General features: G+C 33.9%; 22 protein-coding genes, 1 tRNA gene and 1 pseudogene. 13 read left to right on the top strand and 11 right to left on the bottom strand.

Translation table 11 applies throughout. The features are described 5' to 3' along the window. The 4 genes from AC3E9W_RS19185 to AC3E9W_RS19170 are packed head-to-tail and all read right to left on the bottom strand — an operon-like array spanning nucleotide 1 to nucleotide 5,939. A complete protein-coding gene (locus AC3E9W_RS19185) occupies nucleotides 1-1,323 on the bottom strand; it encodes a lysine N(6)-hydroxylase/L-ornithine N(5)-oxygenase family protein (RefSeq protein ID WP_488769628.1) in 1,323 nt (440 codons plus the stop codon). A gap of 1 nt (nucleotide 1,324) precedes the next feature. Beyond that, nucleotides 1,325-3,781: a GNAT family N-acetyltransferase gene (locus AC3E9W_RS19180; protein ID WP_488769627.1), complete on the bottom strand. Its 2,457-nt coding sequence runs from the start codon at nucleotides 3,779-3,781 to the stop codon at nucleotides 1,325-1,327. Continuing rightward, nucleotides 3,762-5,279: a pyridoxal phosphate-dependent decarboxylase family protein gene (locus AC3E9W_RS19175; protein ID WP_488769626.1), complete on the bottom strand. Its 1,518-nt coding sequence runs from the start codon at nucleotides 5,277-5,279 to the stop codon at nucleotides 3,762-3,764. Before AC3E9W_RS19175 ends, AC3E9W_RS19180 begins: the two co-directional genes overlap by 20 nt. A 24-nt stretch (nucleotides 5,280-5,303) precedes the next feature. After that, nucleotides 5,304-5,939: a nitroreductase family protein gene (locus AC3E9W_RS19170; RefSeq protein ID WP_488769625.1), complete on the bottom strand. Its 636-nt coding sequence runs from the start codon at nucleotides 5,937-5,939 to the stop codon at nucleotides 5,304-5,306. A 272-nt stretch (nucleotides 5,940-6,211) separates the two neighbouring features. On the opposite strand from AC3E9W_RS19170, the gene AC3E9W_RS19165 reads away from it, so the two are divergent. From AC3E9W_RS19165 to AC3E9W_RS19145, 5 genes are all read left to right on the top strand, one after another. Next, complete coding sequence (locus tag AC3E9W_RS19165; RefSeq protein ID WP_488769624.1) at nucleotides 6,212-7,324, top strand: Fe(II)-2OG oxygenase family protein; 1,113 nt, start codon at nucleotides 6,212-6,214, stop codon at nucleotides 7,322-7,324. Between the two features lie 266 nt (nucleotides 7,325-7,590). Then, nucleotides 7,591-8,766 (top strand): ImmA/IrrE family metallo-endopeptidase, encoded by a 1,176-nt coding sequence (locus tag AC3E9W_RS19160; protein ID WP_488769623.1) that lies wholly within the window; start codon nucleotides 7,591-7,593, stop codon nucleotides 8,764-8,766. Between the two features lie 10 nt (nucleotides 8,767-8,776). Next, on the top strand, nucleotides 8,777-9,268 hold the full coding sequence (locus tag AC3E9W_RS19155) for a hypothetical protein (protein WP_488769622.1): 492 nt from the start codon (nucleotides 8,777-8,779) through the stop codon (nucleotides 9,266-9,268). 361 nt (nucleotides 9,269-9,629) lie between these two features. Beyond that, on the top strand, nucleotides 9,630-11,945 hold the full coding sequence (locus AC3E9W_RS19150; protein WP_488769621.1) for a TonB-dependent receptor: 2,316 nt from the start codon (nucleotides 9,630-9,632) through the stop codon (nucleotides 11,943-11,945). Between the two features lie 56 nt (nucleotides 11,946-12,001). Further along, nucleotides 12,002-13,111 carry a PepSY-associated TM helix domain-containing protein gene (locus AC3E9W_RS19145; RefSeq protein ID WP_488769620.1) on the top strand — a complete coding sequence of 370 codons (1,110 nt, stop codon included), beginning with the start codon at nucleotides 12,002-12,004 and terminating at the stop codon, nucleotides 13,109-13,111. Nucleotides 13,112-13,245: 134 nt separating this feature from the next. Here the strand turns inward: AC3E9W_RS19145 and AC3E9W_RS19140 are convergent, their stop codons facing one another. From AC3E9W_RS19140 to AC3E9W_RS19110, 7 genes and pseudogenes are all read right to left on the bottom strand, one after another. Further along, nucleotides 13,246-13,950 (bottom strand): SDR family oxidoreductase, encoded by a 705-nt coding sequence (locus tag AC3E9W_RS19140; RefSeq protein WP_488769619.1) that lies wholly within the window; start codon nucleotides 13,948-13,950, stop codon nucleotides 13,246-13,248. Nucleotides 13,951-14,183: 233 nt separating this feature from the next. Then, on the bottom strand, nucleotides 14,184-14,483 hold the full coding sequence (locus AC3E9W_RS19135; RefSeq protein WP_488769617.1) for a hypothetical protein: 300 nt from the start codon (nucleotides 14,481-14,483) through the stop codon (nucleotides 14,184-14,186). A 707-nt stretch (nucleotides 14,484-15,190) separates the two neighbouring features. Beyond that, a tRNA-Tyr gene (locus tag AC3E9W_RS19130) sits at nucleotides 15,191-15,271 on the bottom strand. 474 nt (nucleotides 15,272-15,745) lie between these two features. Then, nucleotides 15,746-16,132: pseudogene (locus tag AC3E9W_RS19125) on the bottom strand (TlpA family protein disulfide reductase); the annotation flags it as partial. A gap of 18 nt (nucleotides 16,133-16,150) precedes the next feature. After that, a complete protein-coding gene (locus AC3E9W_RS19120; RefSeq protein ID WP_306157047.1) occupies nucleotides 16,151-16,912 on the bottom strand; it encodes a DUF4369 domain-containing protein in 762 nt (253 codons plus the stop codon). Nucleotides 16,913-17,174: 262 nt separating this feature from the next. Then, complete coding sequence (locus AC3E9W_RS19115; protein WP_095931645.1) at nucleotides 17,175-17,615, bottom strand: KTSC domain-containing protein; 441 nt, start codon at nucleotides 17,613-17,615, stop codon at nucleotides 17,175-17,177. Between the two features lie 585 nt (nucleotides 17,616-18,200). After that, the gene (locus AC3E9W_RS19110; protein ID WP_306157044.1) at nucleotides 18,201-18,446 is read right to left on the bottom strand and encodes a hypothetical protein; all 246 of its coding nucleotides are present in this window, start codon (nucleotides 18,444-18,446) and stop codon (nucleotides 18,201-18,203) included. 85 nt (nucleotides 18,447-18,531) lie between these two features. Between AC3E9W_RS19110 and AC3E9W_RS19105 the strand changes: the two genes are divergently transcribed. The 8 genes from AC3E9W_RS19105 to AC3E9W_RS19070 all read left to right on the top strand — a co-directional run bounded on the left by AC3E9W_RS19105 (nucleotide 18,532) and on the right by AC3E9W_RS19070 (nucleotide 26,102). Then, nucleotides 18,532-19,074 carry a hypothetical protein gene (locus tag AC3E9W_RS19105; protein ID WP_488769616.1) on the top strand — a complete coding sequence of 181 codons (543 nt, stop codon included), beginning with the start codon at nucleotides 18,532-18,534 and terminating at the stop codon, nucleotides 19,072-19,074. Then, complete coding sequence (locus AC3E9W_RS19100; RefSeq protein WP_488769615.1) at nucleotides 19,074-19,223, top strand: hypothetical protein; 150 nt, start codon at nucleotides 19,074-19,076, stop codon at nucleotides 19,221-19,223. Before AC3E9W_RS19105 ends, AC3E9W_RS19100 begins: the two co-directional genes overlap by 1 nt. A gap of 164 nt (nucleotides 19,224-19,387) precedes the next feature. Next, the gene (locus AC3E9W_RS19095) at nucleotides 19,388-19,621 is read left to right on the top strand and encodes a hypothetical protein (RefSeq protein ID WP_488769614.1); all 234 of its coding nucleotides are present in this window, start codon (nucleotides 19,388-19,390) and stop codon (nucleotides 19,619-19,621) included. Continuing rightward, nucleotides 19,611-19,991, top strand: coding sequence for a YchJ family protein (locus tag AC3E9W_RS19090; protein WP_488769613.1), 381 nt, complete (start codon nucleotides 19,611-19,613; stop codon nucleotides 19,989-19,991). The genes AC3E9W_RS19095 and AC3E9W_RS19090 overlap by 11 nt, the downstream gene beginning before the upstream one ends. A 106-nt stretch (nucleotides 19,992-20,097) precedes the next feature. Then, entirely contained in the window at nucleotides 20,098-21,216 is a 1,119-nt protein-coding gene (locus tag AC3E9W_RS19085; RefSeq protein ID WP_125720972.1) for a vWA domain-containing protein, read from the top strand. A 206-nt stretch (nucleotides 21,217-21,422) separates the two neighbouring features. Next, nucleotides 21,423-22,886: an AAA family ATPase gene (locus AC3E9W_RS19080; RefSeq protein WP_488769637.1), complete on the top strand. Its 1,464-nt coding sequence runs from the start codon at nucleotides 21,423-21,425 to the stop codon at nucleotides 22,884-22,886. A 474-nt stretch (nucleotides 22,887-23,360) separates the two neighbouring features. Then, nucleotides 23,361-24,215 carry an EamA family transporter gene (locus tag AC3E9W_RS19075; RefSeq protein ID WP_488769612.1) on the top strand — a complete coding sequence of 285 codons (855 nt, stop codon included), beginning with the start codon at nucleotides 23,361-23,363 and terminating at the stop codon, nucleotides 24,213-24,215. Nucleotides 24,216-24,815: 600 nt separating this feature from the next. After that, the gene (locus AC3E9W_RS19070) at nucleotides 24,816-26,102 is read left to right on the top strand and encodes a Glu/Leu/Phe/Val family dehydrogenase (RefSeq protein WP_306159519.1); all 1,287 of its coding nucleotides are present in this window, start codon (nucleotides 24,816-24,818) and stop codon (nucleotides 26,100-26,102) included. The last annotated feature ends 17 nt before the right edge of the window (nucleotides 26,103-26,119 follow it).

The raw sequence follows: 26,119 nt of genomic DNA, 5'->3' as shown, positions 1-26,119 counted from the left end.
TTAAAGACTAATTTCTGCCGCTTTTTCCGTGGAAATATGTGAGAGATCAAAATCCTGAAAAGCAATTCTCTTTTCTAATTTATAGACCTCACGTTTAGCGACTTCGTTAATGATATAAGAATTGCGATAAGCACCCATTCCTAGATCTGATGAAATGTAGCTGTGCGTATGAATTTCTGCGTTTTGTACAAAAATTTCGCTGCCATTGTTATCGATAGTGTAGTTTCTCTTAACATCATAACTGCCAGTCGAAGTTCTGCTAATTCGGTGTTGGATATCTTTCAGAAATTGAGGTTCTTGATAATGATATCCAGTTCCTAAGATTACATAGTCGGTAGAATCAGTAAATTTTTTCTGCTGTTCGATCTGCTCCAGATGCAATTCATAATTGCCATGAAGCCCTACGGTTATATCATCCAATTGAATATTAGGCCTGATTTTTACGCCAATGTCGTCGTTGTCTACGCTAAGCGCATACATGTGATCGTAAATCTCGTTGAGCAAATCAAAGTTGACTCCTTTAAATTGTGATTTCTGACGATCGAGCATAACCTTACGAGTCGAAGCTGGCATTTGATGAAAATAATCGATGTAATCTGGCGAGGTATGTTCTAAAACAAGCTTAGAATATTCCATTGCAAAAAAGCGGTCGGGGCGCGAATACCAATTCAGTTTTAGGTTTTTACGTCTGTTTTGAAGCAGATCAAAAAATACTTCGGCAGCACTCTGGCCCGAACCAATTACGGTAACAGTATCTTGTTCCAGAATTTCTTCTTTATTAAAAAGATAGCTAGATGTATGGCAGACTTTTTCCATCTCTTGCAAATCGACAAACTCAGGAAGTATTGGCACAGTACCAGTTCCTAACACTAATTTTTCGCAATAGTAAACTTTGGTTTGATTTTCATCTTTATGAAAAACATGCAATTCGTAAAGTCCATCTTTATAATAAATCTCTTTTACGCTAGATGAAAAACGGCAATTATTCAATTGTTTAATTACCCATTGACAGTACATATTATATTCTTTGCGAAGGACAAAGAAGTTTTCTCGGATAAAGAATTTATACAAACGATCTGTCTTTTTAAGAAAATTTAAAAAACTAAACTTGCTTGTTGGATCAGCCATTGAAACGCAGTCGCATAAAAATGGCGTCTGCAGTGTAACATGGTCAAAAAGCAAACCCGGATGCCAGTTAAATTGTTCTTTTTGGTCAAAGAAAAGTGATGAAACATCTTCAACGGGTTCTAGCAAAGCGGCTAAACCTAAATTGAAAGGTCCGATTCCGATTCCGATTAGTGAATATATTTTACGATCTTCCATATTATTGGTTTATAAGATTATGCTCTGTTTCAGAGTTGATTACAATGTCTTTGTTTTGAGGGAATTTCTCCCAATACCATTCGCGATAGCAGAAATTAAGATTGGATGTTTTATGTGGCATTTCGATGACTTTGTCGATTTTAAAGCCATGAAAAGCTTTGTTCATCATCGAAGCTCTCGAATCTACAGAACCTTCGCCAACCATTCTGCCCACTTCAGGCTGCGCAAATACATAATCGATCATGCATTGTGTCGATGGTGAAACAAATTTTAGCTTCGGATCTGTCGGCGCAATAAATTGATGCGTTCCATAATCCGTTGGCAGCACTTCGTAATAATCGCCCAATACATCGCGGGTTGGCCAATACACTTCGATATTAAAAGTTGGTTCGCCATTTGCCATTCCTATGTAGCTGTACAAACCGTCACTCGGAAGCAGGGTTCTATAATACGTTTCAAGTTCGCGTAGCGGCCAGTCCATTTTCCAGTTGGCTTTGGCGTGGTCACGATGAAACCATTCGTGCATCATTTCCAAATCATTTTCCAAATCAACAGGACGTAAACTGATCGTTACGTCTTCTTTTGGGAAATAGCGATTATACACCAATTCCTTTCCTTTTGGATTGATCAATTGTTCAGAGAAAAAGCGTTTGTGCAAAACATTCGGGAAATTGATGCGGGTCACGCCAGCTGGATTTCCACCGCAGTCAATATCATTTAGAGCCGTAAGTAAATTGCCTTTTACTTTCCAATGTCTGCTTTCGAGAATAAACGTTACTAAACCACTTTCGTCTTCTTTTTGTAAATCTTCTAATTTGTCGTAAAGTATATTTAAAAGATTTTTTTCGTCAGCAAGTCCGCTAGCGCCAAAAGTATTTACCACTGCCAAAATATTTCCTACCCAGAAATAGTGGAGTATTAGATTATACAAACGATCGTCTGGAATAAACATTTTTCCGTTTTCAGATAAGCCTGGTACAATTTTGTCTAACTGTTCTTCAAAAGATTTTCTAAATAAAAAGCTTTGATTATCACGGAAAAACAGTTTTTCAGGCATAAACGCTGCATCCAGCTGTACCAATGTATTTTGCTGATGCCACTCGCAGAACATTCCCTGCTCGTTAAACATTTTTACTACACCTGTAAGGATGATATCGATATACTTTTTGAACCAAATCTCACTGGTTTTTTCCAGAGATAATCCCGTTTGCTGTGACGCTTTTTTAATCACATTCTGCATTCTTGAAGGATTTCCCAAAATGCTGTCCTGACATAAAGAAGCTAATAAACAAACGTTTTTTTCTTTTTTGTCTAAAGTATTTTTAAACGGATTGTATCTTACGCTTGTAGAAAAAATGTCCAGTACATTTCCGTTATAGGAAACTGCTATAAAGCCAGGATCGCAGATCAATTCAATATCAGGATAGGTTTTCTTTACGTTATTTCCCCAAGCGGTTTGCATCAGCCTTGAAACCTCATAACCTCTGTACAATTCATGAAAATGATTAATGCGTTCTGCTCCCGTAATTTTTACATGAAGCGAAAATTTATACATATAATCACTTTCATTATTGTATACCGTTCTTACCGATGAAGTTGCTGTAAATTCCTTTCCGAATTCACCCAAATCAATAATGAGATTTTCTTTTGTAAGCGTCTCAAATACAGTCTGAGTTTTAAAATATGAAGCTTCCCACGGGTGAACTGGAATTACTTTCCAATCTGAATGTTTTTGCAATAAATCCTGTGTTTTTTGATCTCCTTTGCTTGCTTTCAAAACCTCATCTTTAGCAAAATCTGAAGGTAAAACGTTATCTACAGATTTTTCGGTAACCAAATCAGGATGCACTAAAAAATAATACAACTGAAAATAACCGCCTGTTTCTGGAGCATATTTTAAAACTTCAGATTCTGTAAATCCTTCACGTCCTTTCGTTAGGGGATGCAGTAAATGTCCAGCAGGAAATAATTGTTCGGCTTCAATAAAAGTCATTTCGGCTTTATTGAACTCTTGACCCGAAGTTTGAAAATGTTCTAAAAACTGCGCTATTTTTTCGGTGCTCAGTTGCATTCTCTTTTTTACATTTTTAGAATCTGCTAGCGGATACTGCTGTCTTACCTGATTGGTAATTAATTCTAAAAGACGATTAGCATCTATTTCTTTTATGGTTTCTGTCGTAAGATCACGTTCCATTACTGGAAAATTATACAGATGTCTGAAGGTTTCAGATCTGTAGCGTATAGGAGCGTAGACTTCGACTTTATCTACAGGAAAATCCAGTTTTAGATGAAGTTCATGATTATATTTTGACATGTAAGATCTTAGTACAGGATCGTATTTAGGAACCCCTTCATAAAAACTGCTGTTGCCCAGTTCGCGCACGCAACAGTTCAATAAAATAGTAAACGTAATATCGACTGCTTCTTGAGCGATTTCTTTAGGAGAAGATGTATTCATTTCCGTGTTTTTTTATGATTGAAAGGATATTATTAATGTGATCTACTGTAGTTAATGGATTCAAAATGGTGAACTTCAAGTAAAAAATGCCGTCTACTTTTGTGCTTGCGACTAAAACTTCACCATTAAAAAACATTTTCTTTTTGATGTGTAAGTTCATTTTACAAGTATCTCCAGGCCAGCCGTCTAGTTTATATCTAAAAACCAAAACGCTTAAATCTGAATCTGTTAGAAGTTCAAAATCGTTGTCGTTTTCTAAAATTTCAGCTGTTTGTTTCGTAGTTTCAATTATAGTGTTTGTATAATCGCCAAGTTTGGTTCTGCCCATATAACGCAATGTGCACCACAATTTTAAAGCATCAAAACGGCGTGTGCTTTGTACCAAAGATTTGTTGATTTGAGCAGGAAGTTCATCATAATCCTGTTCTTTCGGATTTAAATAATCGGCGTGATGTTTTATAATGTGAAGATGCTGTTTGTTTCTTACCATAAAAGCGCTGCTGCAAATAGGCTGAAAAAACGATTTATGGTAATCTATCGTAACAGAATCAGCTTGTTCGATACCGTTTAGCAGATATTTGTGTTTATCTGTTAGCAATAAACCACAGCCATAAGCAGCGTCAACATGCATCCATAATTCGTGTTCTTTTGCCAGAACTGAAATTTCAGCTAATGGATCGATATTACCGAAATCTGTTGTACCCGCTGTAGCCACAATTGCAATCGGAATGTTGCCTTTTTGTTTTTCTTCAATAATGGCTTGTTTTAATTTTTCGGCATTCATTCTATAACGGCTGTCGGTAACAACCTGAACAATAGACTGTTCGCCAAGCCCCAAAATAGAAGCGTTTTTCTGGTTGCTGAAATGCGATTTCTCTGAAACAAAAATTCTGAATTTACTAGAGTCTGGTGGACATCCATTTAATTTGATATTCCAGTTTAAGTATTTCAAAGCAAAATAATCTCTTGCTAGAAGCAATCCCATAAGGTTACTTTGTGAGCCACCGCCTGTAAAAATTCCGTCGCAATCTGCAGTGTATCCAATTTGTTCACCCGTCCAGGCAATCAATTTTCTTTCTATAAATGTTCCTCCAGCACTTTGATCGTAAGTATCCTGCGAGGAATTGATTGCGCTAATCAACACATCGGCAGCTAAAGCTGGAATTACAACGGGGCAATTTAAATGGGCGATATATTCTGGTAAATGATAAGCAGTAGCATGATTTACGTAAATTTCATCGATCTCATCCCAAAGTGTTTCATAATCTGTGACAGGCTGATCTAAGTTTACAGCTTCTACTTTGCTTTTAATTTCCTCAGGTTTAATGCCGCTAAACGGAATTTTAGTATTTTCAAGAAAACTGCCTACACGTTTTTGTACTAAGGCTATTGCATTGTTATATTCTTCGCCTGAATTTTCATGAAAAATATCCTGATAAAATGGGTCTATAGAATTTTTTACTAAGACATCTGGGGCATTGTCTAATAGGTTTTGCATAATGATTAATTTTTAGAATTGAGTTTATTGGAAATAAGTTACTTTACTAGAAATAGGCGTTCTCTTTTTTTTGGACGGTTCAAGATCATCTGGATAATACCCAACATAAATTAAGCCCAAAGATTTTTCATTTTCAGCCAGACCAAATTGATTTACATAATCAATTGCACCGGCAGAAGTACTCCAGTAGCTCCCGATATTATGGGCAGTGCAGGTGAGTGCCATGTTTTGAACAGCAGAGGATACGGCGGCAACTTCTTCCCATTCTGGAAGGTTAATTTTGCGATTGAGAACCATCACGACTCCAATAACACAGGCCGAATTAAGAGGATATTTTTTTAGCAGATTGTACTTTTCAAATGCTTCTTCAGGAGAAAACTTTTCAAAATAAAAGTCTTTGTAATATTCAGCCAGAAAAGATCCGAGTTGTTCCAAATAATGATCTTTAAAAACAATAAACCTCCATGGCTCCGTCATTTTATGGGTAGGAGCGTAGGTTGCGTTTGTCAAAATTTCATTTAATAGTTCTTCTGGTATATTTCGCTTTACAAATTCATCTGCATAAATACTTCGTCTGGTCCGAATGATCTTTGAAATCTTTTTTTTCCGGGGCATAAAATCTGAGGTATTGATTTCATTGGGTTTCGTGGTATTATTCATATTTTTTTAATAAATTTTTTAAGAAAATTCTTTTTTTAAATTTTAAAACAAATATATTTGTAAGTAGATTTTATTTAGAATGAATAAAAACAGTAGAAGCAAATGTAGAAATTAATCTTTATAAAAAAAATAAAACAGTAAAAAATAAATACGAAATTCTGTACATTTTAAAAGTGTATTTGAACGATGCTTTATTTATATAATGTTTGATTTCAGTAGTTTGTGTTTTATGCTTGCCTCAATTTTTATTAACTATTAAATAAACTAATAAAATGAAATCACAGTCATTAATTGAAGATGAAATACCAGTAAAAGAAAATTATGTTTATCAAATTCCTACAAGCCCGCTAATAGTGGAGGTTACGCCCCAGGAAAGAAATATTTTATCCAATGTTGGCACTTTGCTCGAGAAAGCATTTAAGAGCTATGAAAACCCAGATTATATAGCGGCGCTTCATCTACATTCTTTCCAGCTTCTTCCAGAACGAATAGCCAGAATCTTAAGCCGTTTTGGAACAGATTTTTCAGCAGATCAATATGGTGCTATTGTTTTTAGAGGCCTTCTAGAAGTAGACCAAGATCATCTGGGACCTACTCCTGCTAACTGGCAGAGTGCAGATTATTCGAAACTCAATAAATACGGTTTTATTTGTTCCTTGCTGCACGGAGCGGTTCCTTCAAAACCTGTCCAATATTATGCGCAACGAAAAGGAGGAGGAATTCTTCATGCGGTTATTCCCGACGAAAAAATGGCGGCAACGCAAACAGGGTCAGGTTCTAAAACCAATTTGTATGTGCATACCGAAGATGCGTTTCTTCTTCATCAGGCCGACTTTTTAAGTTTTCTTTATTTGCGAAATGAAGAACGTGTTCCTTCCACATTATACTCTGTACGATCACACGGAAAAGTTAACAACATAATGGAAAAGCTTTTTCAGCCTATTTATCAATGTCCGAAGGATGCCAACTATGATGAAGAAACTAATAATGGCCCGTTGGCTTCTGTTTTATATGGAAACAAAGAATTGCCTTTTATCCGATTCGATGCGGCAGAGCAGATTTTCAACGAAAAAGCGGGACAAACGCCTGAAGCACTTTACAATTTAACTGAATTTTGGAATGAAGCTAAAGAACTTATAAACAGCGATTATATACCAGATTCAGGAGACGTTATATTTGTCAATAATCATTTATGTGCTCACGGAAGAAGTGCTTTTATAGCGGGACAGAGGGAGGAAAATGGTAAAATTGTGCAGTGCGAAAGAAGACAGATGCTCAGAATGATGAGTAAAACGAGTTTAATTCATATAAGATCAATGACGCATACCGATGATCCGTATTTTGTTATGGAAGAACATTTAGGAAAAGTTTTTGGTCAAGATTAATTTTGGAGACTGAATTGAAGAGAGGCATCAGATAAAATTTGATGTCTCTTTTTTTGTTTGTATAAACCTATGATTTTTTTACGCAGTACTGTTATTTATTTGTTAGAGAAAATTTTATAGAAGATCGCTAGAAACATTCAAGTATTGAGCTAATTATTATAATTATGGAAAAAAGACAATTGATTAAATAAAGGTAAATTTACCTTTATTTGTCTGTAAATGCTATTTTTTGTTTATATTTGCGGTATATTTACCTTTTAAATAATATGATAGACGATATTTTAAATAAAAGTTTTCAATACGCTGGTCCATCTCTTGAAGATTTGTTTAAAGAGAAGCTTGATAATTCTGGATTGACTAAAACTCAATTTGAAAAGCTATCAGGAATGGAGAGAAGAAGTTTAGATGCTATTCTTGATAAAACTTCTAAACAAACTGATATTATTAAACTCATAAAACTTGCTGAATTTTTAGAATTAGATTTTAATGAAGCTTTAGTTGTACATTTTAAAGATAGACCTGTTGATGAAATAAAAGAACTTCAATCTTCAATGGATATTACATTTATAAATAAATTCTTCGATCTTAAAACGTTAATAAGTCTGGGATTTATTAATAAAAATGATTCGTTGGAAGTATTAAAAGAAAGGATTTGTAAATTCTTTGATATCAATAGTATTTATGAATACGATAGAGAATTGAACGAAGCATTTTATAGTAGAACCAAGAAATCATTTAGCGATAAAATGAAAGATTTTTGGATTAAATCTAGCTATAAGTATTTTGAATTAATCGATAATCCTAACGAATACAAAAGGCAGGATCTTATTGATTTAATTCCTAAAATAAAACCTTATACTCAAAATGTTGAAACAGGTTTGCTTACAGTTTTTCAAGCTTTGTATAATATTGGAGTTACTATAGTTTTTCAACCATCATTGCCTAAGACACAAATTCGTGGTGCAACTTTTTTAATTAAAGATAAACCTTGTATTGTAATCACGGATTTCAATAAAAATTATTCTACAATTTGGTTTGCTCTTATTCATGAACTTCATCATGTTTTGTTTGATTTGGAAACAATAAGAAAAACAAATTATCATTTATCTGGTGAACCAGATTTGTTTTTAATTCAAGAAGACAAAGCAAATGAATTTGCTTCAGAATACTTATTGTCATCAGAGAAAATGAGATACATAGAAAAGATGATTCATAATAAGTTTATGGTAGAAAAATTTGCAAAAGAATGTCAAATTCATCCTTGCATAATATATTCTCAGTATCAATGGAGGCAATCTGAAAGGGGAAATGACTATTGGGGAGCATTTAAGGAGCATTTCCCAAACATTAAAGGTATCACGAAAAAACTAAACGTTTCTAATTGGGATATTGAATCAATAAAGGAAACGGCATTAAAAATTAAAGAATTATTAACAGTATAAGATTAGTGAAATGAGTAGTGAAAATATTGATAAAAATAAGATTGAACGAAAACTTTCCCAAGAAGATTTGGAAAGATTAGAAATATTACAAAAGTCCGAAGATGTTAAAGGAGAACAGCTTTTTATTAATCTTGATTCAGAACTTGTAATCGAAAATCAAGCAGAGCTTCTTCTCGGACAGAGAATTGATGACCCTGTCCAAAAGTTTCAACTATATTATCATGGACTAACAAAGCTATTAAAAGATACTTTGCCAAAAGGTAAAGAATTTGAAGATGTTAGAAGAATTGTTTACGATGAAAAAAATATACTTATAAATAGAGGTGCTAAGAAAGATGAAAAAGGAATTAGAGGAAGTGATGGAAGGATGGCATACATTGAAGACTTAGAAGAAGCCATTAAAATAGTAGCAGACTGGACAACTAGAAAAGGTTCTCCCGCTGAACTATTTATGTTATTTTGGGATAAAAACGAAGAACTAGGATATGGACATCAAGATTAAATAAGGAGGATAAGTGATAACTTTTCATTGGCACAGCTTAAACAGGGATTTGCTAATTGTTAGCAAAAGTTCGATGTATATAAATTGTAAATTGAAAAAATCTTAATTTGTTTTTTATAAAGAATAGTGTATTTAATGTTATAAAAAAAAGAGACTTTCGAGTCTCTTTTTTTGAATTATATATCTTTAAAATAATTATTTGATCAATTTCTCAAGCTCGCGATCATTTCATTTTCATCTTCAACATTCTTTCATACTTTAAAATCTTAATTATTTGTGAAACAATTTAGAATGTTTACTTTTGTCAAGAATTAATCTAAATAAGAATAAATACCACGATATTTTTTTCAAAACCATAAAAATGAATTTTAAAAGCCTAATTACCCTAATCATTTTCCTTTTTTTAGCCGTCAATTTACAAGCACAAACACTTCGATTAAAGGTTGAAAACGAATCAAAAAGTCTTATTGCAAACGCCTCAGTTTCTTCAGGCAATAAAATTATCGGACCGACCAATAAAGCTGGTCAGGTTTCGATCTCAGTTCAAGATATACAAGACAAAACGGTTTTAATTTCTTCTCCAGAATATCAGCCGCTTTCTTATGTTTTTTCTAATCTGGACGAAAAAAATGAAATTTCTATTGTTTTAGTTAGCGAAAACGAACTTCATGAAGTGGTAGTTACAGCAGGAAGAAAGCAAGAAAATATTGCTACAGTTCCTTCTTCGATCACTATTATGAGCCAAAAAGAAATTCAGGTTCAAAGCAGTATTAATACCAATTTATCTTCTATTTTAGGAAATGTTATTCCTGGTCTTGGTGTTTCAACAAATAAAGCAACCAACTCAGGTCAAACTTTAAGAGGGCGACAAGTTTTGGTTTTAATTGATGGAATTCCACAGTCAACACCTTTAATGAATGGTGCTCGTGATATCCGTGTGGTCGATGCCAACGCAATTGAACGTATTGAGGTTATTAAAGGAGCTACTTCTATTTACGGAAACGGTTCTGGAGGAGGTATCATCAATTATATTACAAAAAAGAGTCCACTGGTTGACAGTTTTCAAGGGATAACTACTGTAGGTGCTACTTTTAATCCGATTCATAGTAAAGAAACTTTTGGCTACCGTGTTTCGCAATTTTTTAATGGAAGAAAAAATAAGTTCAGCTACGTTATTGGAGGAGCTTTTGATTACACAGGCCTTCAAAGAGATGCTGACGGAAAACCGTTAGGGCAGACAGATGGTTTGTCAAATTCATCCCAGTCTAATGCTTTTGTGAAATTAGGATATGACATGGATGAGCATACTAGTTTTAACGTAGTTTACAATTTCTATAGCAGTACCCAAGATGCTAAATATATTAGCCAAACGGGAGTATACGGTCAGACTCCGACAATAGGTGTGAGAGGTACAGAGCCTGGTAAAAGTGCAGGAACGCCTTTCAACCATAATTTCATGTTTACTTTTTCGAAAAATAATTTATTTAATACAACACAATTGGATGTGTCGGCTTATTTGAACTCTTTTCAATCGATGAATCGTTATGTGCCGTCTGGAACAGCTTGGTACGGTCCAGGACAAACCATGATTAATTCTAATAAAAATGGAACAAGAATTAACTTGAATACGCCTTTCAAAATTGGTTCAATGCCTACTGAAATTACTTATGGTATTGACGTTTTAAATGATGTTACTTTTCAGGATTTAGTAGACGGACGTGTTTATATCCCGAAAATGGACATGTTAAACATTGCTCCTTATGCACAATTAAAAGTGGATGTTTTAGAAAACTTAATTTTTAAAGGCGGATTGCGATATGAAAATGCAACAGTTCGTGTTGATGATTATAATACAATCGCTTCTGGACCAGGAAATCAAGGAAGTATTTTTGTAGAAGGAGGTAAAATTCCATATAATGCTACGATGTTTAATGCTGGTCTTCGTTTTAATAAGTATGAAATTTTTAATCCGTTCGTGAGTTTTTCTCAAGCATTTGCCATCAATGAATTGGGAAGGATTTTAAGAAGTGCAGAAGAAAGTACGATTGCAAGTTTAGCTACAGATCCAATTATTACTAATAATTATGAAGTTGGTTTTTCTAGTAAGTTTTACAACTTTAATTTAACAGCTTCGTATTATATTAGTACTTCAAAATTAGGTGCTAATTTAATTGAAATTGACGGCCGTTTGGTCGCACAGCGCGAACCTGAAGAAATTAAAGGATATGAAATAACATTAGATTACAGATTCTCTGATAAATTGAATGTTGGAGGAAGTTATTCTTATGTGGATGGAAAAGCAGAATTTGATGACGGAAGCGAAGTGTACTTAAACGGATCTCGTATTGCTCCTCCGAAAGCAACGGCATTCATTAATTACAAACCTGGCTCTGACTGGTTTTTACAATTGTCTTGGGTAAATACGGGCTGTCGCGATCGTTTTGAACTAAACGCGAATGGAAAGTACAATAATAGTGAAGGACCTATTTCGACAGTGAATTTGATTAATTTTGCAGGAAGTTATGCATTTAATAAAAACTGGTCGGTAAACTTAGGAGTTGAAAACTTATTAAACAACAGTTATTATTCAACTTTAAGTCAATACCGCGCTGTAAATGCAGATTATGTAATGGGTAACGGTATGACGACTAGTTTAAACCTGCGTTATAAATTTTAAAATTTCAAAAAAGATCATTTTTCGAAGCTTTGCATTATTTGAAAACAATATAATAAATGAACAAAACGCTTAAAAAGAATATTGGCTTATTGCACCTTTGGCTCGGACTTGCGTCCGGGCTAATTGTTTTTATAGTTGCCCTTACAGGAAGTATATTAGTCTTTGAAGATGAATTGGATGAGTTTTTTAATCCCGAGTTTTATAAAGTTGCTAGTATAGGCGAGGAAAAAATGCCAGTAGACGGAATTATTTCTGATGTGAAAGAAGATTTTCACCTTAAAAAAATTGATCGAGTTCATTCTTTTCACGACGCTGAAAGAACTTTACTGATTTCCGCAACTGATTTGGACAAGAAAAAACAGCTTTTTTCTATTGATCCCTACACTGGTAAAGTCCTAGCTTCTATCCCTGCCGAAAGACGTTTTTTTTCTATTGTTTTGGATTTGCATCGTCATCTAGTTTTAGGCGATTTTGGACAAGCTATCACAGGAATCAGTTGTCTTATTTTTGTGTTTATGCTTTTGTCGGGACTTGTTTTATGGTGGCCAAAGAAAATTAAAAATCTAAAACAAAGATTAACGGTAAAATGGGGCGCATCATTTAAAAGAGTAAACTGGGACTTTCATTCGACTTTTGGTTTTTATACTTTTTTGGTTCTGCTAATTATTTCGCTAACAGGTTTAACTTGGTCCTACGATTGGGTTGAAGACGGAGTTTATTTATTGGCCGACGGAACAACGAATAAAAAATCTGCGAAAGTTGAAAACCCAACTAAAATTGATCCAGAAGGAGATAAAACATTTTTCTATCAAAGCATATTCTCTAAGACAGACAGTGTTTTTAAATACAAGGGAGACACTCAAATCAGGATACCATCGGACACTATAAACAGTATTTTGGTTATCAAAATGAATCTTGAAAAAGATATACCAAATATTGCCAGCCTTGCTTATTTTGATAAATATACAGGCGAAATTGTAGAAGCGAGACCCTACGAATCATTTAGCAATGGCGATAAAGTAAGACGTTTGATTTATCCAATTCATACCGGAAGCATTTATGGTTATCCAACCAAAATTCTTGCATTCTTGGTTTGTCTTTTTGCTCTTACGCTTCCCATTACGGGGCTGTTGATTTGGCTTGGGAGGAAGAAGAAGGGTAAATAAATTCCAGCGGTATTGATCACATCAAAAAGATCATTTTTATAGTTGTAGAGAGTTTGATTATATATAAAGTATAATTATTTTATAATGAATAGAAAAGTCCTGAAGAAATTCAGGACTTTTCTATTTAATTTAAACTATTTTGTTTTCGTAGGACGTACTTCTATCTTGCTTGGAAGTACATTAGGATTCATTTTTAAGAGATCCGCAACCATCTGTCCTAAATCTGATGGCTGGATTTTCCATTTGTCGTCTTCACTTGGAATATGGCCGTTAAAGTTTGAAGTGACTGATCCAGGCATAATCGTTGTGCACTTTACATCGTAATCACGAAGGTCTAGCATGGCAGCTTGTGTAAAACCCACCAAACCAAATTTTGAGGCATTATAGGCAGCACCTTTGGCAAAGAAGTTCGCTCCAGCCAGCGATGCAATTGAAATATAATACCCTTTGTTTTCTTTAAGTTGCGCAACAGTAGCTTTCAGGGTATGAAAAGCTCCCGTAAGATTGGTATCTATCATTGTGTTCCAGTCTTCAAGGGACATTTCGTCTATGGGCGCAAATTTTCCTACTCCAGCATTGGCAATGACAATATCAAGTTTTCCGAATTTGGATACAATCTGCTCAACGGCTTTGAGTTCATCATTAAAATTTCTGACATCAGATTGTATGACAATTACGTTCTGTTTTCCTAATGTTTGTTGCGCTTTTTCAAGTGCTTCAGTATCTCTGCCTGAAATAGCTACTTTTAGCCCGTTTTGAACTAAAGCTTCTGCAATTCCCAGACCGATACCTTTTGTCGCTCCTGTTATATACGCTACCTTGTTTTCTATATTCTGCATTTTTTATTATAATTAATTTTAACTTTTTATCTCGCTTCAGCTTTCTACATTGTGCATAGAAGATAAGCGGTTTATAAAAATACGATAAATTTCCAGTACAGTAGAAGATTTTCGAAAATAGTGCACAGTTATAGCGATAGGTTTTCAAAAAGTGCCAGACAGACCATAAAGCAAAAAGTTCTGCACTGGCAGAACTTTTTATTTCTTGAGGATTATTCGATATAAGAATCCTATTAAGCTGTTTCGAAAGTCTTCTGGATTTCGGTCTCAATACCAGTGGCCTTTTGAGCTAAGCTTTCAGCAGCCTGAGCAAGTACATCCTTGTATTTAGCCAATCCTATACCAGCAATGGGTATGGCAAGTTTTCCGATGAGAGAGCCCGCATCGGGATGCCCATTATTTGTAAGATAAGAAGATAGAAGCAGGGAGCCTACCGCACCTATAAGGATATAACTTCCTGGCACATCTGCAATCTTACTTTCAATAAAATCTCTAAGATCTTCAAGGTTTTCCTGGTTTATTAAGTTTTCCATAATTGTAAAGTTTTATATTCTTGTTATTTTTCAGATTAAAATTAAAAAGCCTATCTGAAATTATTTTATAGAATTGGGACACAGTATTATATAATAAAAAGGTGGTTCTAGCTTTCTGTTTATTTTATCGTCTGAATAAAAAGCGGTAAAAAACTTTTAAAACAGATTACCCATTAATCATTTAGAAAATTTAACATGAATTCTTTATAACTAAGTGGTTGCTTTTTAAATTCTAGAGAGCTTAAAATCCTGTAATGTTATTCTAATATTATATAATGAAGGGCTGTTTAAATTGCCGTAAATTTGTCTTTATACTGGTAATGATACTGTTTAAATCAGTCAGAAAAATACAGGGGACCGGCGGGGTTCGTCTGGAGGTTCTGTCCCAAATGATTTAGTTAATTACCATATACTTTTCAGGCAACCGCCGGCCGCCAAAGGACTCCCTTTTTAGGGAGTTTTTTAGTTGTAGCTATACTGTTTTCAGTTAGTCTGATCAGAGCATGATTCGAACTATATAGTTTAAACCCGCATCTAGCTACGTTTTTATAATGTCTTAAATCCTAGATGCACAATTCTGCACCTGAAGTTTTGTGTGCTTTTAAAAAATGAAAATACCGTAAATGCAAAAAAACTGCAAATTTTAATGATCTGCAGGTTTTTCAGTTTAATGCAAAAAAAAGTCCTGAATTTCTTCAGGACTTTCGTGGGGAGAGCAGGATTCGAACCTGCGAAGTTTTCACAGCAGATTTACAGTCTGCCCTCGTTGGCCGCTTGAGTATCTCCCCGAATCTCTAGCGTTGTGCTTAGTTGTTCTTAGCGGTGGCAAAGATAGGAACTCTTTCTACATTTCCAAACAAAAAAATGACTTAATTTTAAGTTATTTTAAAGTTATTTTTTAATTAGCTGGAATTGAATAAAATAAAAAACAGTTAAATTAAAGTTTTTTTTAACTCCTTTCTAAAAGTAAGAATATCTGCATAGTTATTTTAAGGCCTTTGCGTTAAGCTAATCACTAAATAGAGTTGTCAAGTATTGTTTTTATTGATGTATTTAAATAAATAGAGATGAAAAAATCTACTGATATTATTTTTAAAGTGGCTTTTTTTATTTTTTAGAAGCAATAAGTTTAATCTATCTTTATAATAATCATTCGAACCTTCTTGCAATTTTATATTAGTGAAATTTGATTTTTAAGTTTAGAAAGGTATAAAAACAAAAAAATCTCCACAAGGGAGATTTTTTGATTATTTTAAAGCGGATTACTTTGCTAGCAATTCTTTGATTTTTGCTTTCAATTCGTCGCCTCTTAAATCCTGTGCTACCACTTTTCCTGATGCATCAAGAATAAAAGTAGCTGGAATAGATTCAACATTATATTGTTTTGCAATGGGCTCTTCCCAAAATTTCAGATTCGAAACCTGAGTCCAAGTTAAACCGTCTTTTGCGATGGCTTCTTTCCATTTTGTTGCATCTTTATCTAAAGATACTCCAACAATATTTAATCCTTTAGAATGAAACTCTTTGTATAAAGCCACAACATGCGGATTTTCCTGTCTGCATGGTCCACACCATGAAGCCCAAAAATCTACAATAGTTACTTTTCCTAAACTTTCTTTAAGCGAAACTACTTTTCCTTCTGGATTTGGAGCCGAAAAATCTGCTCTTCATTTAGCGCTGCCTACCGCTGGAGCTGTAGCACCAACTGATGGCATTTTTGCTTGACCAAATCTAGTTTTGATTTCTTTTCCTGGAGCAGTATTTTTTAAAGACTCATCCAAAGTGTTGTAAAGGCTTTCTAATTTTTTCATGTCAGCAGTTGGATCATTCAATAAACTTTGAATAATTAAAGCTGTAATGAAAGATTTTGGATGGTTTTCAGCATAAGCTAAATATTTCTTTTTGCTTCCTTCTTGTACTTCTTTCTGAATTTCCATGTATTGTTTCATCAAGCCATTGATAGTTGCTGTATCTTGTGCTTGTTGAGCTTGTTTCATTTTATCGTTGTTCTTTTTCTGGAAATCAATTAAACTTTTTTGAGTTTTATTCATATCTTCCATGAAAGTTACATACTCATCATTGTTGTAAGTTCCAGAGATTTTAGATTTGTGGATACTATCTTTATCAATAGCAACTTTAATTTCTCCAGTTTCTAAAATGAACGGGATAGGTCCGTTTGCACCTTGTAATATTAATGTATGGAAAGCTGGTTCAGTAACTTTTCCTTTTATTTCAAATTTTCCGTTTTCAACTTTTACTGTATCAAGAGAAACTGGCATTCTTGTAGCAGGATCTTGACCTTGTAAGATAATAGTTTTTCCATTTTCAATTCCTGTAGCAGTACCAGTAATAAGGTATTCTCCATCTTTAACTTTACTGCAAGAAATGATAGCTGCAGAAGCTGTAAGTACAAAAAGTATTTTTTTCATTATAAAAAATTAATTAGTTAATTGATTTGTGCAACAAAAGTATCTAAAAATATAAAACATACAGAATTTTGCTACCTAAAATTTTGTTATAGTTTTTTTTGCTTTAAAACGCCTAAAATCAGCGTGTTTGTTGACTTGATTTGATTAAAAACTCTTAATAAGAAACTTATTTGAGCGATCTGTGTTCAAATATTTGAATTTTAAGCATAAAAAAAGCACTCGTTTAACGGAGTGCTTTTTTGTAAATTATAGTAGTCTAAAACTATTCTTGGTTTGTTTTCTTTCTCCAAGTAAAAGAGTTTAAGATATGTCTTTTTGCGAATCTAGCTGGAGAATCTGCATTTACCATTTTCACGTAAGTTGCTTTAGGAACACTGATGTATTCGTAAACACTTCCGTTAGAAAAATCAATAATTAAACGCCCTTCAACAAATTTGTAATCTGTGATAGAACAAGTTGAAATTGTTTCTGTATACTCAGGTAAATTAAGTTTGATAGTATCAGGGTGAATACTTACTAAAAAGTGGTAAGCTTCGATAATCGTTTTACTTTTTTCTTCTGCTTCTTTTAAACCAGCTTCATTTCCCACAAATTTATCAGGATGAGATTCTTTCATCGCATTACGATAAATTGTCTTTAAATCTTTTAACTCTGCAGTCTTTTCTACGTTTAGTAACTTGCGGTATTCAACTATTTTTTTCATAAATAAAAGGTAACTACTTGTCTATTAGTTTGAAATCGTTTTGTTTTAGTTCAAATCGACAAATTTTTTGCAAAGGTACACTTTTTTTTAACTTTTTAGTTTTGATGCAAAAAATATTCAGGAAAGTTGGTTTATTAAAATGTTAACTTGTTTTTTTAAACGCAAAGTCCGCAAAGGTTTTTACGCAGAATGCGCAAAGTTTTTTTGAGTATCATTTAAAAATGAAAGTTCGCAAAGCTTTATCAACACAAAGCTTTGCGAACTTAATATTAGACCTCGTTTAAGCTGTTAATAAAGTATCTTAGCGAACTTTGCGTTAAAAAAAGCTCCAAATCTAAATTTTATGTCTAGTATTTTTACCGCAAAGCACGCAAAGGTTTAACGCAGAGTTCGCTAAGTTTTTTTATTTTGAGAATCATTTAAAAAATGAAAGTTCGCAAAGTTATGTCAACACAAAGCTTTGCGAACTTAATATTGAGATCATGTTTAGGATTCTAATAAAAATACCTTAGCGAACTTTGCGGTAAAAAAAAAAGCCCAACAAGCAACTTGAAACTAAAAAAACATGAAACCTGAAACAAAAAATTATTCCGGTTTATGATTCGCTTTGTCGAAGTTTCTAGATTTCTTTGGATATTTCTTGTAGCTCATGTCACTTGGATTTTCGATAACAGATTTAATCGTAATCCAATCGCCTTCTTTAAATTTAGCCTGAACCATTTTATAGTCTAAAAGATATTCTCCACAGAAATAATTATTGTTTTCATCTTTTTCTATAATGCCTGTAAAAACTCCTTTTTGTGGCATTTTTTGTTCTGTATCTTTAGACATGATTTTTTGTTTTAAAATTAAAAGGCAAAGGTAAGCATTTAATGTTTGTTTTAGGGAGTTCGCTGTAATCTGAGTATATTTGCACATGCAGAAAAATTTTAAGCCACATCCTAATTCCTTTAAAAATACGTTTTGTGCTTTTAATGAAGTCCTTCCAGATTCCATTAAAGGATTGAAAAAACAATTTGAAAGCAAAGCAGGAAGCACTTATTACTATACTGAAGAAGGAATGTATCGCGTTTCAAACCATTGGGGAAGATTGGCCAATAGCAAATGGCGTTTAGTGGCTCGCGAACCGCAAACAGAATCGAAAACCAAAATAGGTTTTGCCAAGTGGGAAGACTTTTATCCCGATAATTCAGAAGAAAAATTATACTATATAAAAGCTGATTTCGAAAATAATCTTGCCAATTACGAGCACAAGAATAATCCAGAATATGACGGAAAAGCAATTTTAAGAACCAGTTTTGAAACTGCTAAAAGATTAAAACAAATACGAAATCTGCAGCAACTGACCAATTGGGCAAAACATTTTGATTATGATGATATTGATGAATTGCGAAAAGAAATCATCACCAAATTGATTTTTACAGAAAAAACGTTAGAACAAATTAAAAGAGAGGTGTAATGGGAAGAAATAACGAAAGAAATATCAAAAAGCACAACGATAAATTGCATAAAGCTCAAGCGAAAGCGAAACAAGCCGAGATTGAACGCAAAGAAAAACTCAAAGAAATTATAAAGAAATACAACGAAAGTAAAGAAGAAGAGAAATAAAAATAGTTTTGCCACAGATTAAAAAGATTACCACAGATTATTTAAAAAAAATCTTTTGAATCCTTTTAATCTGTGGCAAAATCACGAATTAATTTTTTAGAAATACTAAATTAAAAATTAGTGAAAATTAGTGCAATTCGTGGCAAACAAAAAAATAAAACACAATGAACGCAAAATTTGAAACTTTAAAAGGAGACGTACAGGAAATCATTGATTTAATTGCTGCGAAAAACGATAGAGAAGCCAACAATAAATTATTGGAAGTAAGCGAAAAACTGGACGAAATGATTGACTTCGCAGAAGAAGACGAAGAAGTGAGAGAAATTACCCGTTATCAAGTGTTATTAAATCAACTTCACGTAAAAATTAACGGAGAAGAACCAGTTGATGGAGAATAAAAAATGTTTCTGTGATACAGGTTTAGACTTTGATAACTGCTGTAATTTATATTTAAGCGGAAAACAAAAAGCGCCATCTGCATTAAGTTTAATGCGATCCAGATATTCTGCGTATGCAACTCATAATGCTGATTATCTGATGGAAACTACTTATGTTTCTGAAAGAAAATATTATTCGAAAGCTGAAATATTAAGATGGGCAGTTTCGAATAGATGGCAACAATTAGAAATTTTGAGTTTCACGGATAACACAGTCGAATTCAAAGCTTACTTTTTAGATTCAGATAATAAACCGCAAGTTCACTACGAATTTTCTACTTTTAAGTTTGAAAATGGAGCTTGGTATTATGTTGACGGAAAGTTTGAATAATTATTATATCTAACACTGTTAGCTCAAGATTTTGGTTAAATATTTTAACTAAAAATTAATAAACGATTCGTTTTTCATAATTCCAAAAAGATGTAATTTTAGATTTATGAAAAACGAATTTAAAAAAGGCTTTTATTTTAAGACTTACGAAGCTCCTTTTCAGTCTCCGTTTGACAAACTTTTTACGATTTTTAAAGAGTTGATCACCCATACTTCGGGCGATTTTGATGAAGCAATCAACTGGCTTCGGGAGCTGGACAACGAATATAAACTTACCGACGAAAATTATACAATCGACGATTTTATTGAAGACCTGAAGAAAAAAGGGTACATCAGAGATGAAGTTAAAGGCGATGGAAGCAATGGTTTTGGAATTACAGCAAAAACCGAGCGAGCGATTCGTCAGCAAGCTTTGGATCAGATTTTCGGAAATTTAAAACGTTCTGGAAGTGGAAATCATAAAACCAAACATGCCGGAAATGGCGATGAACATACAGGCGAATTCAGAGAATTTAATTTTGGTGACAGCTTAGAAAGAATTTCTCTAACAGAAAGTCTTCGGAACGCTCAAATCAATAATGGTGTTGATGCTTTTAAATTGACAGAAAACGATTTGGTTGTCGAAGAAGCGCAGTACAAAGCACAAATGAGTACGGTTTTGATGATCGACATCAGTCACAGTATGATTTTATATGGAGAAGACCGAATCACGCCCGCCAAAAAAGTCGCAATGGCTTTGGCAGAATTAATCACAACTCGATATCCAAAAGATACATTAGATATTTTAGTTTTTGGAAATGATGCCTGGACGATTCCGATCAAAGATTTGCCGTATTTGCAAGTTGGCCCATATCATACCAATACGGTTGCAGGTTTGCAATTGGCTATGGATATTCTTCGCAGAAAGCGAAATACCAACAAACAGATTTTCATGATTACCGACGGAAAACCGAGCTGCGTTCGCGAACGTGATGGTTCCTATTATATGAACAGTAATGGACTCGACGAATATATTGTCGATAAATGTTACACACAAGCGCAGCAGGCGAGAAAACTGCATATACCAATTACCACTTTCATGATTGCGAGAGATCCTTATTTACAGCGTTTTGTGAATCAGTTTACAGAAGCCAATCAAGGAAAAGCATTTTACACAGGATTAAAAGGTCTTGGTGAAATGATTTTTGAGGATTATGAAGCAAATCGCAAGAAGAGAGTTAAGTAAGGTGCTAAGGTTCTGAGCTTCTAAGTTTCTAAGGAAAGTGACAGAGTAACAAAGAGGCAGAGAGGCAAAGGTTTTTCCGCACGCTTAATCGTAGAGACGAACTGCAGTGCGTCTAACACATGCAAAATAAATCAGCAAAATCTCCTAAATCTGCGGGAGAAAAATTAAATATTTCAAAAAAATACAAACCGATATCTGAATATACGATGAATATACTAGACATAAAAACATTAGGCCAATTAAAAGCCTCAGGATATAAAACCAAATCAATAAAAGACGAATTGCGTAATAATCTCCGTGAAAAAATCAAATCTGGAAAGCCGGTTTTTGAAGGCGTTCACGGATTTGAAAATACGGTAATTCCAGAACTGGAGCGTGCAATTCTTTCTCGTCACAATATCAATTTATTAGGACTTCGCGGTCAGGCGAAAACACGTTTGGCGCGTAAAATGGTCGAATTATTAGACGAATATATTCCGTTTGTGGAAGGCTCGGAAATTAATGACGATCCGTTAAATCCGATTTCACGATTTGCAAGAGATTTAATTGCAGAGAAAGGCGATGAAACTCCGATTTCTTGGTTACACAGAAACGATCGTTTCTTCGAAAAATTAGCAACACCAGACGTTACAGTTGCCGATTTAATTGGAGATGTTGACCCGATAAAAGCAGCAAATTTAAAGTTGTCTTATGCAGATGATCGTGTTATCCACTTCGGAATGATTCCGAGAGCAAATCGCTGTATTTTTGTTATTAATGAATTACCTGATTTACAGGCAAGAATTCAAGTTGCTTTATTTAATATTTTGCAAGAAGGCGATATTCAAATCCGCGGATTCAAATTGAGAATGCCTTTGGATATGCAGTTTGTTTTCACCGCAAATCCAGAAGATTATACCAATAGAGGAAGTATCGTAACGCCTTTGAAAGACAGAATTGGTTCGCAGATTCTGACGCATTATCCTGAAAGTATTGAGATTGCGAGAACAATTACAGAACAAGAATCTAAATTAGATCAAAATCAAACCGATATTGTTTATGTTCCAAGTTTAGCGAGAGATATTTTAGAACAGATAAGTTTTGAAGCCCGTGAAAGCGAATATATCGACAACAAAAGTGGTGTAAGTGCGAGAATGAGTATTACAGCATTCGAAAATTTAATTAGTACAGCAGAGCGTCGCGCTTTGATTTCTGGTGCCGATAAAACGACTTTACGTTTGTCTGATTTTGTCGGAATCATTCCAGCGATTACAGGAAAAGTAGAATTGGTTTATGAAGGAGAGCAGGAGGGAGCCGATGTCGTGGCTGAAAGTCTGATTGGTTCTGCCATTCGAACTTTATTCCCAGAATATTTCCCGAAAATAGAAAAATTAGAAAAACCAGATGAGAAAACACCTTATTCTGATGTGGTAGAATGGTTTTTCGCGGAAAGCGGTTTCGAATTATTAGACGATGCTTCAGATGCAGAATACAAAAAAATTTTAGATGAAGTGAATCCGTTAGATGAATTATTGAAAAAATACCAGCCTCAATTAGGAAAAGAAGATGTATATTTTATGAAAGAATTCATTCTTTGGGGATTGGTCGAATATAAAAAATTGAGCAAAGACCGTTTTGCAAAAGGAAATCAGTTTAGAGATATTTACGGAAGTTACATTAGTAAGTTTTAAACTTTTTACGATTTAAAGATTGCATTAAACCCGACAGAGATTAAAGTCTGTTGGGTTTGTTTTTTTTAACACATAGAAACATAGATTTTTTAGATGTGTAAATAAGTTAATTGAAAGAAACTAGTTTCTAACACATAGATTGACTGCCGTTTGTCATCCTGAGCGGAGTCGAGGACACGCATGAAACTCGACAATCTAAATCAAAATCTTTGTCAAAGTTTTAAACTTTGACAAAGATAAATGCGTAAAAAACTTTGCAGAGCTACTTGCGTGTCCTTCGACTCCGCTCAGGATGACAAAAAAAATTTGCAAACAGCTATGTGAATTTTAAACAAGTGAAACGCCTTTACTCGCAAAGAAAAACTATGTTTCTATGTGTTTAAATAAAAAATAACCTGGACTAGTTTGTTTTTCAAAACCGGTTGAATCATTTTCACTGCTAATACTGTACTTTTACAATCCAAAATTCAATTTATGTTATTCCTTATATTAAGTATCCTTTGCAGTGTTATTGTTGGTGTAATTTTCAAAATTTCAAGAAAATACAATGCTAATCCTTCACAGATTATTTCGTTCAATTATATAGTTGCGATTGCACTTTGTTACTTTACGTTCAGTCCAAATCTTCAAGAGTTTGATGATCAAGCACCTTGGAATATTTATACAGCAGTTGGAATTCTGCTTCCTATTGTTTTCTTGTTTCTGGCTTTTTCAATAAAATATATGGGAATCGCGAAAACTGATGCAGCACAACGATTGTCTCTTTTTATTCCAATTTTGGCTGCTTGGCTGTTGTTTAATGAAGACTTTAATACTTATAAAACAATTGGAGTCATTATTGGTTTTACAGCCCTTTTATTTATTTTGAAAAAACCTTCAGAAAACCAAGAAAACAAATGGATTTATCCCGCGGCGGTTTTGCTTGGTTTCGGAATAATTGATATTCTTTTCAAAAAGATTGCGTTGTACACGGTTGTTCCTTACACGACTTCATTGTTTTTTGTTTTTATAATTTCTTTTGCCGTTTCTGCATTAATTGTGGTTTATAAAATTATTGCTGAAAAAGAGAGACTGGCTGCGAAGAATTTACTTTTCGGAGCTTTGGTGGGAGTTTTCAATTTTAGCAATATTCTTTTCTATTTAAAAGCGCATAAAGCATTTGCAGAAAATCCATCAACTGTTTTTGCGGGAATGAATATGGGCGTAATTATTCTAGGAACTCTTATTGGAGCGTTTTTCTTCAAAGAAAAACTATCTAAAATCAATATTTTAGGCCTTTTTTTAGCGCTAACTGCAGTAGTTTTTATATTTTTTTCGCAATTACAGTAATTTTTTTTAGTACGTAATCCTTTGGTTTACAGTTGTTTTAATAAGCTTTTGTAATTTTGTTAAAAATAAACTCTACTAATTCTATAGAATTTATAAATATATTTTTGTAGATTTGCTTCAACAATGAAAAACTATAGCCAAAATATAATGATGTCTTTGATCTGCAGCTTTGCGATGTGCTGTATGATGAATCACGTTTTGAAATGGCGTTAATAGAGAAAGTACTTGTTAGTTATTTTTTTTTTAGCCTTTCATTGCACCATGAAAGGCTTTTTTTTGAATCATTAAAAATCAAGATATGAGAACCAACAGAAATATGAAAATTTTGATGCGCAACGGTCTGATAAAGATTCCGTGTTGCATCTAATTTGAAGTTCCAGAAAATAGAATGAATAAAATTTTAAACACATAGAAACATAGATTTTTATTGTTTCGTTTAAGAGTAAAGAAAAAGCAAGCTTTAACACATAGCTATGTGTTTTGAAATTAGTGAATCGCCTTTTTTCAGTTTACAAAAGCTATGTTTCTATGTGTTGAAATTAATTTCACTCGGTGAATTAATAAACTAAAAAGATAACCCAAACCTAAAAACTATATAGTATGAGTTCAGAAATTATAAAACATAATCCGTTTCAATCAATGATTGATCGCTTTAATATTGCTGCAGACATTTTAAATTTAGACGATTCGATTCGTCAAAAACTGCAACGTCCTGAAAAACAAATCACGGTAAACTTTTCTATTACTTTAGACAACGGAAACGTTCAGAATTTTGAAGGATACCGCGTAATTCACAATACGGCTTTAGGGCCATCAAAAGGCGGAATTCGTTACGATACTGCTGTAAATATTGACGAAGTAAAAGCACTTGCCGCCTGGATGACCTGGAAATCTGCTGTAACTGGAATTCCATTTGGTGGAGCAAAAGGCGGCATTATTTGCGATCCGAGAAACCATTCTAAAACAGAATTAGAAAAAATCACAAGAGCCTATACCAAAACACTAGCTGATATTTTCGGACCAGAAAAAGATGTTCCCGCGCCAGACATGGGAACAGGACCAGACGAAATGGGCTGGCTAATGGATGAGTTTTCTATTTTGCACGGCAGACCAATTCATGCTGTGGTAACCGGAAAACACCTTCATTCTGGAGGCTCTTTGGGTAGAGTAGAAGCAACAGGAAGAGGAGTAAGCATTATCACGCTTTTGGCACTTCAGAAATTAAAAATCAGACCAGCGAGAGCTACGGCAGCCATTCAAGGATTTGGAAATGTTGGACTGCATTCCGCTTTATTCCTGCATGAAAAAGGAGTTAAAATTGTTGCGGTAAGCGATGTTTCCGAAGCATTCTACAATCCGAACGGAATTAATATTCCAGAACTGATTTTATATTATAATCTGAATAACAAAACGATAAAAGGTTATCCAAATTCGGTTGCGATAAAACACGAAGATTTACTGCTTTTAGATGTTGATGTATTAATTCCTGCTGCAAAAGAAGATGTAATTACGCAGAAAAATGCAGGAGATATTCAGGCAAGAATCATAATAGAAGCGGCGAATGGTCCAGTTTCTTCAGATGCAGACCAGATTTTACATGAAAAAAATATATTAGTTGTTCCTGATATTTTGGCCAATGCGGGCGGTGTTACCGTTTCTTATTTCGAATGGCTTCAGAATTCGCTTTTGGAGTCTTGGAGAATTCACCAGATCAACAAACGTCTGGAGGATATTCTAGAGAAAGGTTTTGATACTGTTTTTAGAGTTGCAGTAAAACACGATGTAACGCCTCGTATTGCGGCTTATATTATTGCTTTGAAAAAAGTAGCCGAAACGCAGTCGGTTAAAGAGATTGCGCTAGAAGCTCCCCAATATAAGCAGAATTAAAAATCAGGTTTATTTTG

The organism is Flavobacterium sp. 38 (assembly GCF_057799715.1).
The sequence above is the reverse complement of the archived record's forward strand: the minus strand, read 5'-3'. Positions and strand labels throughout refer to the sequence as shown.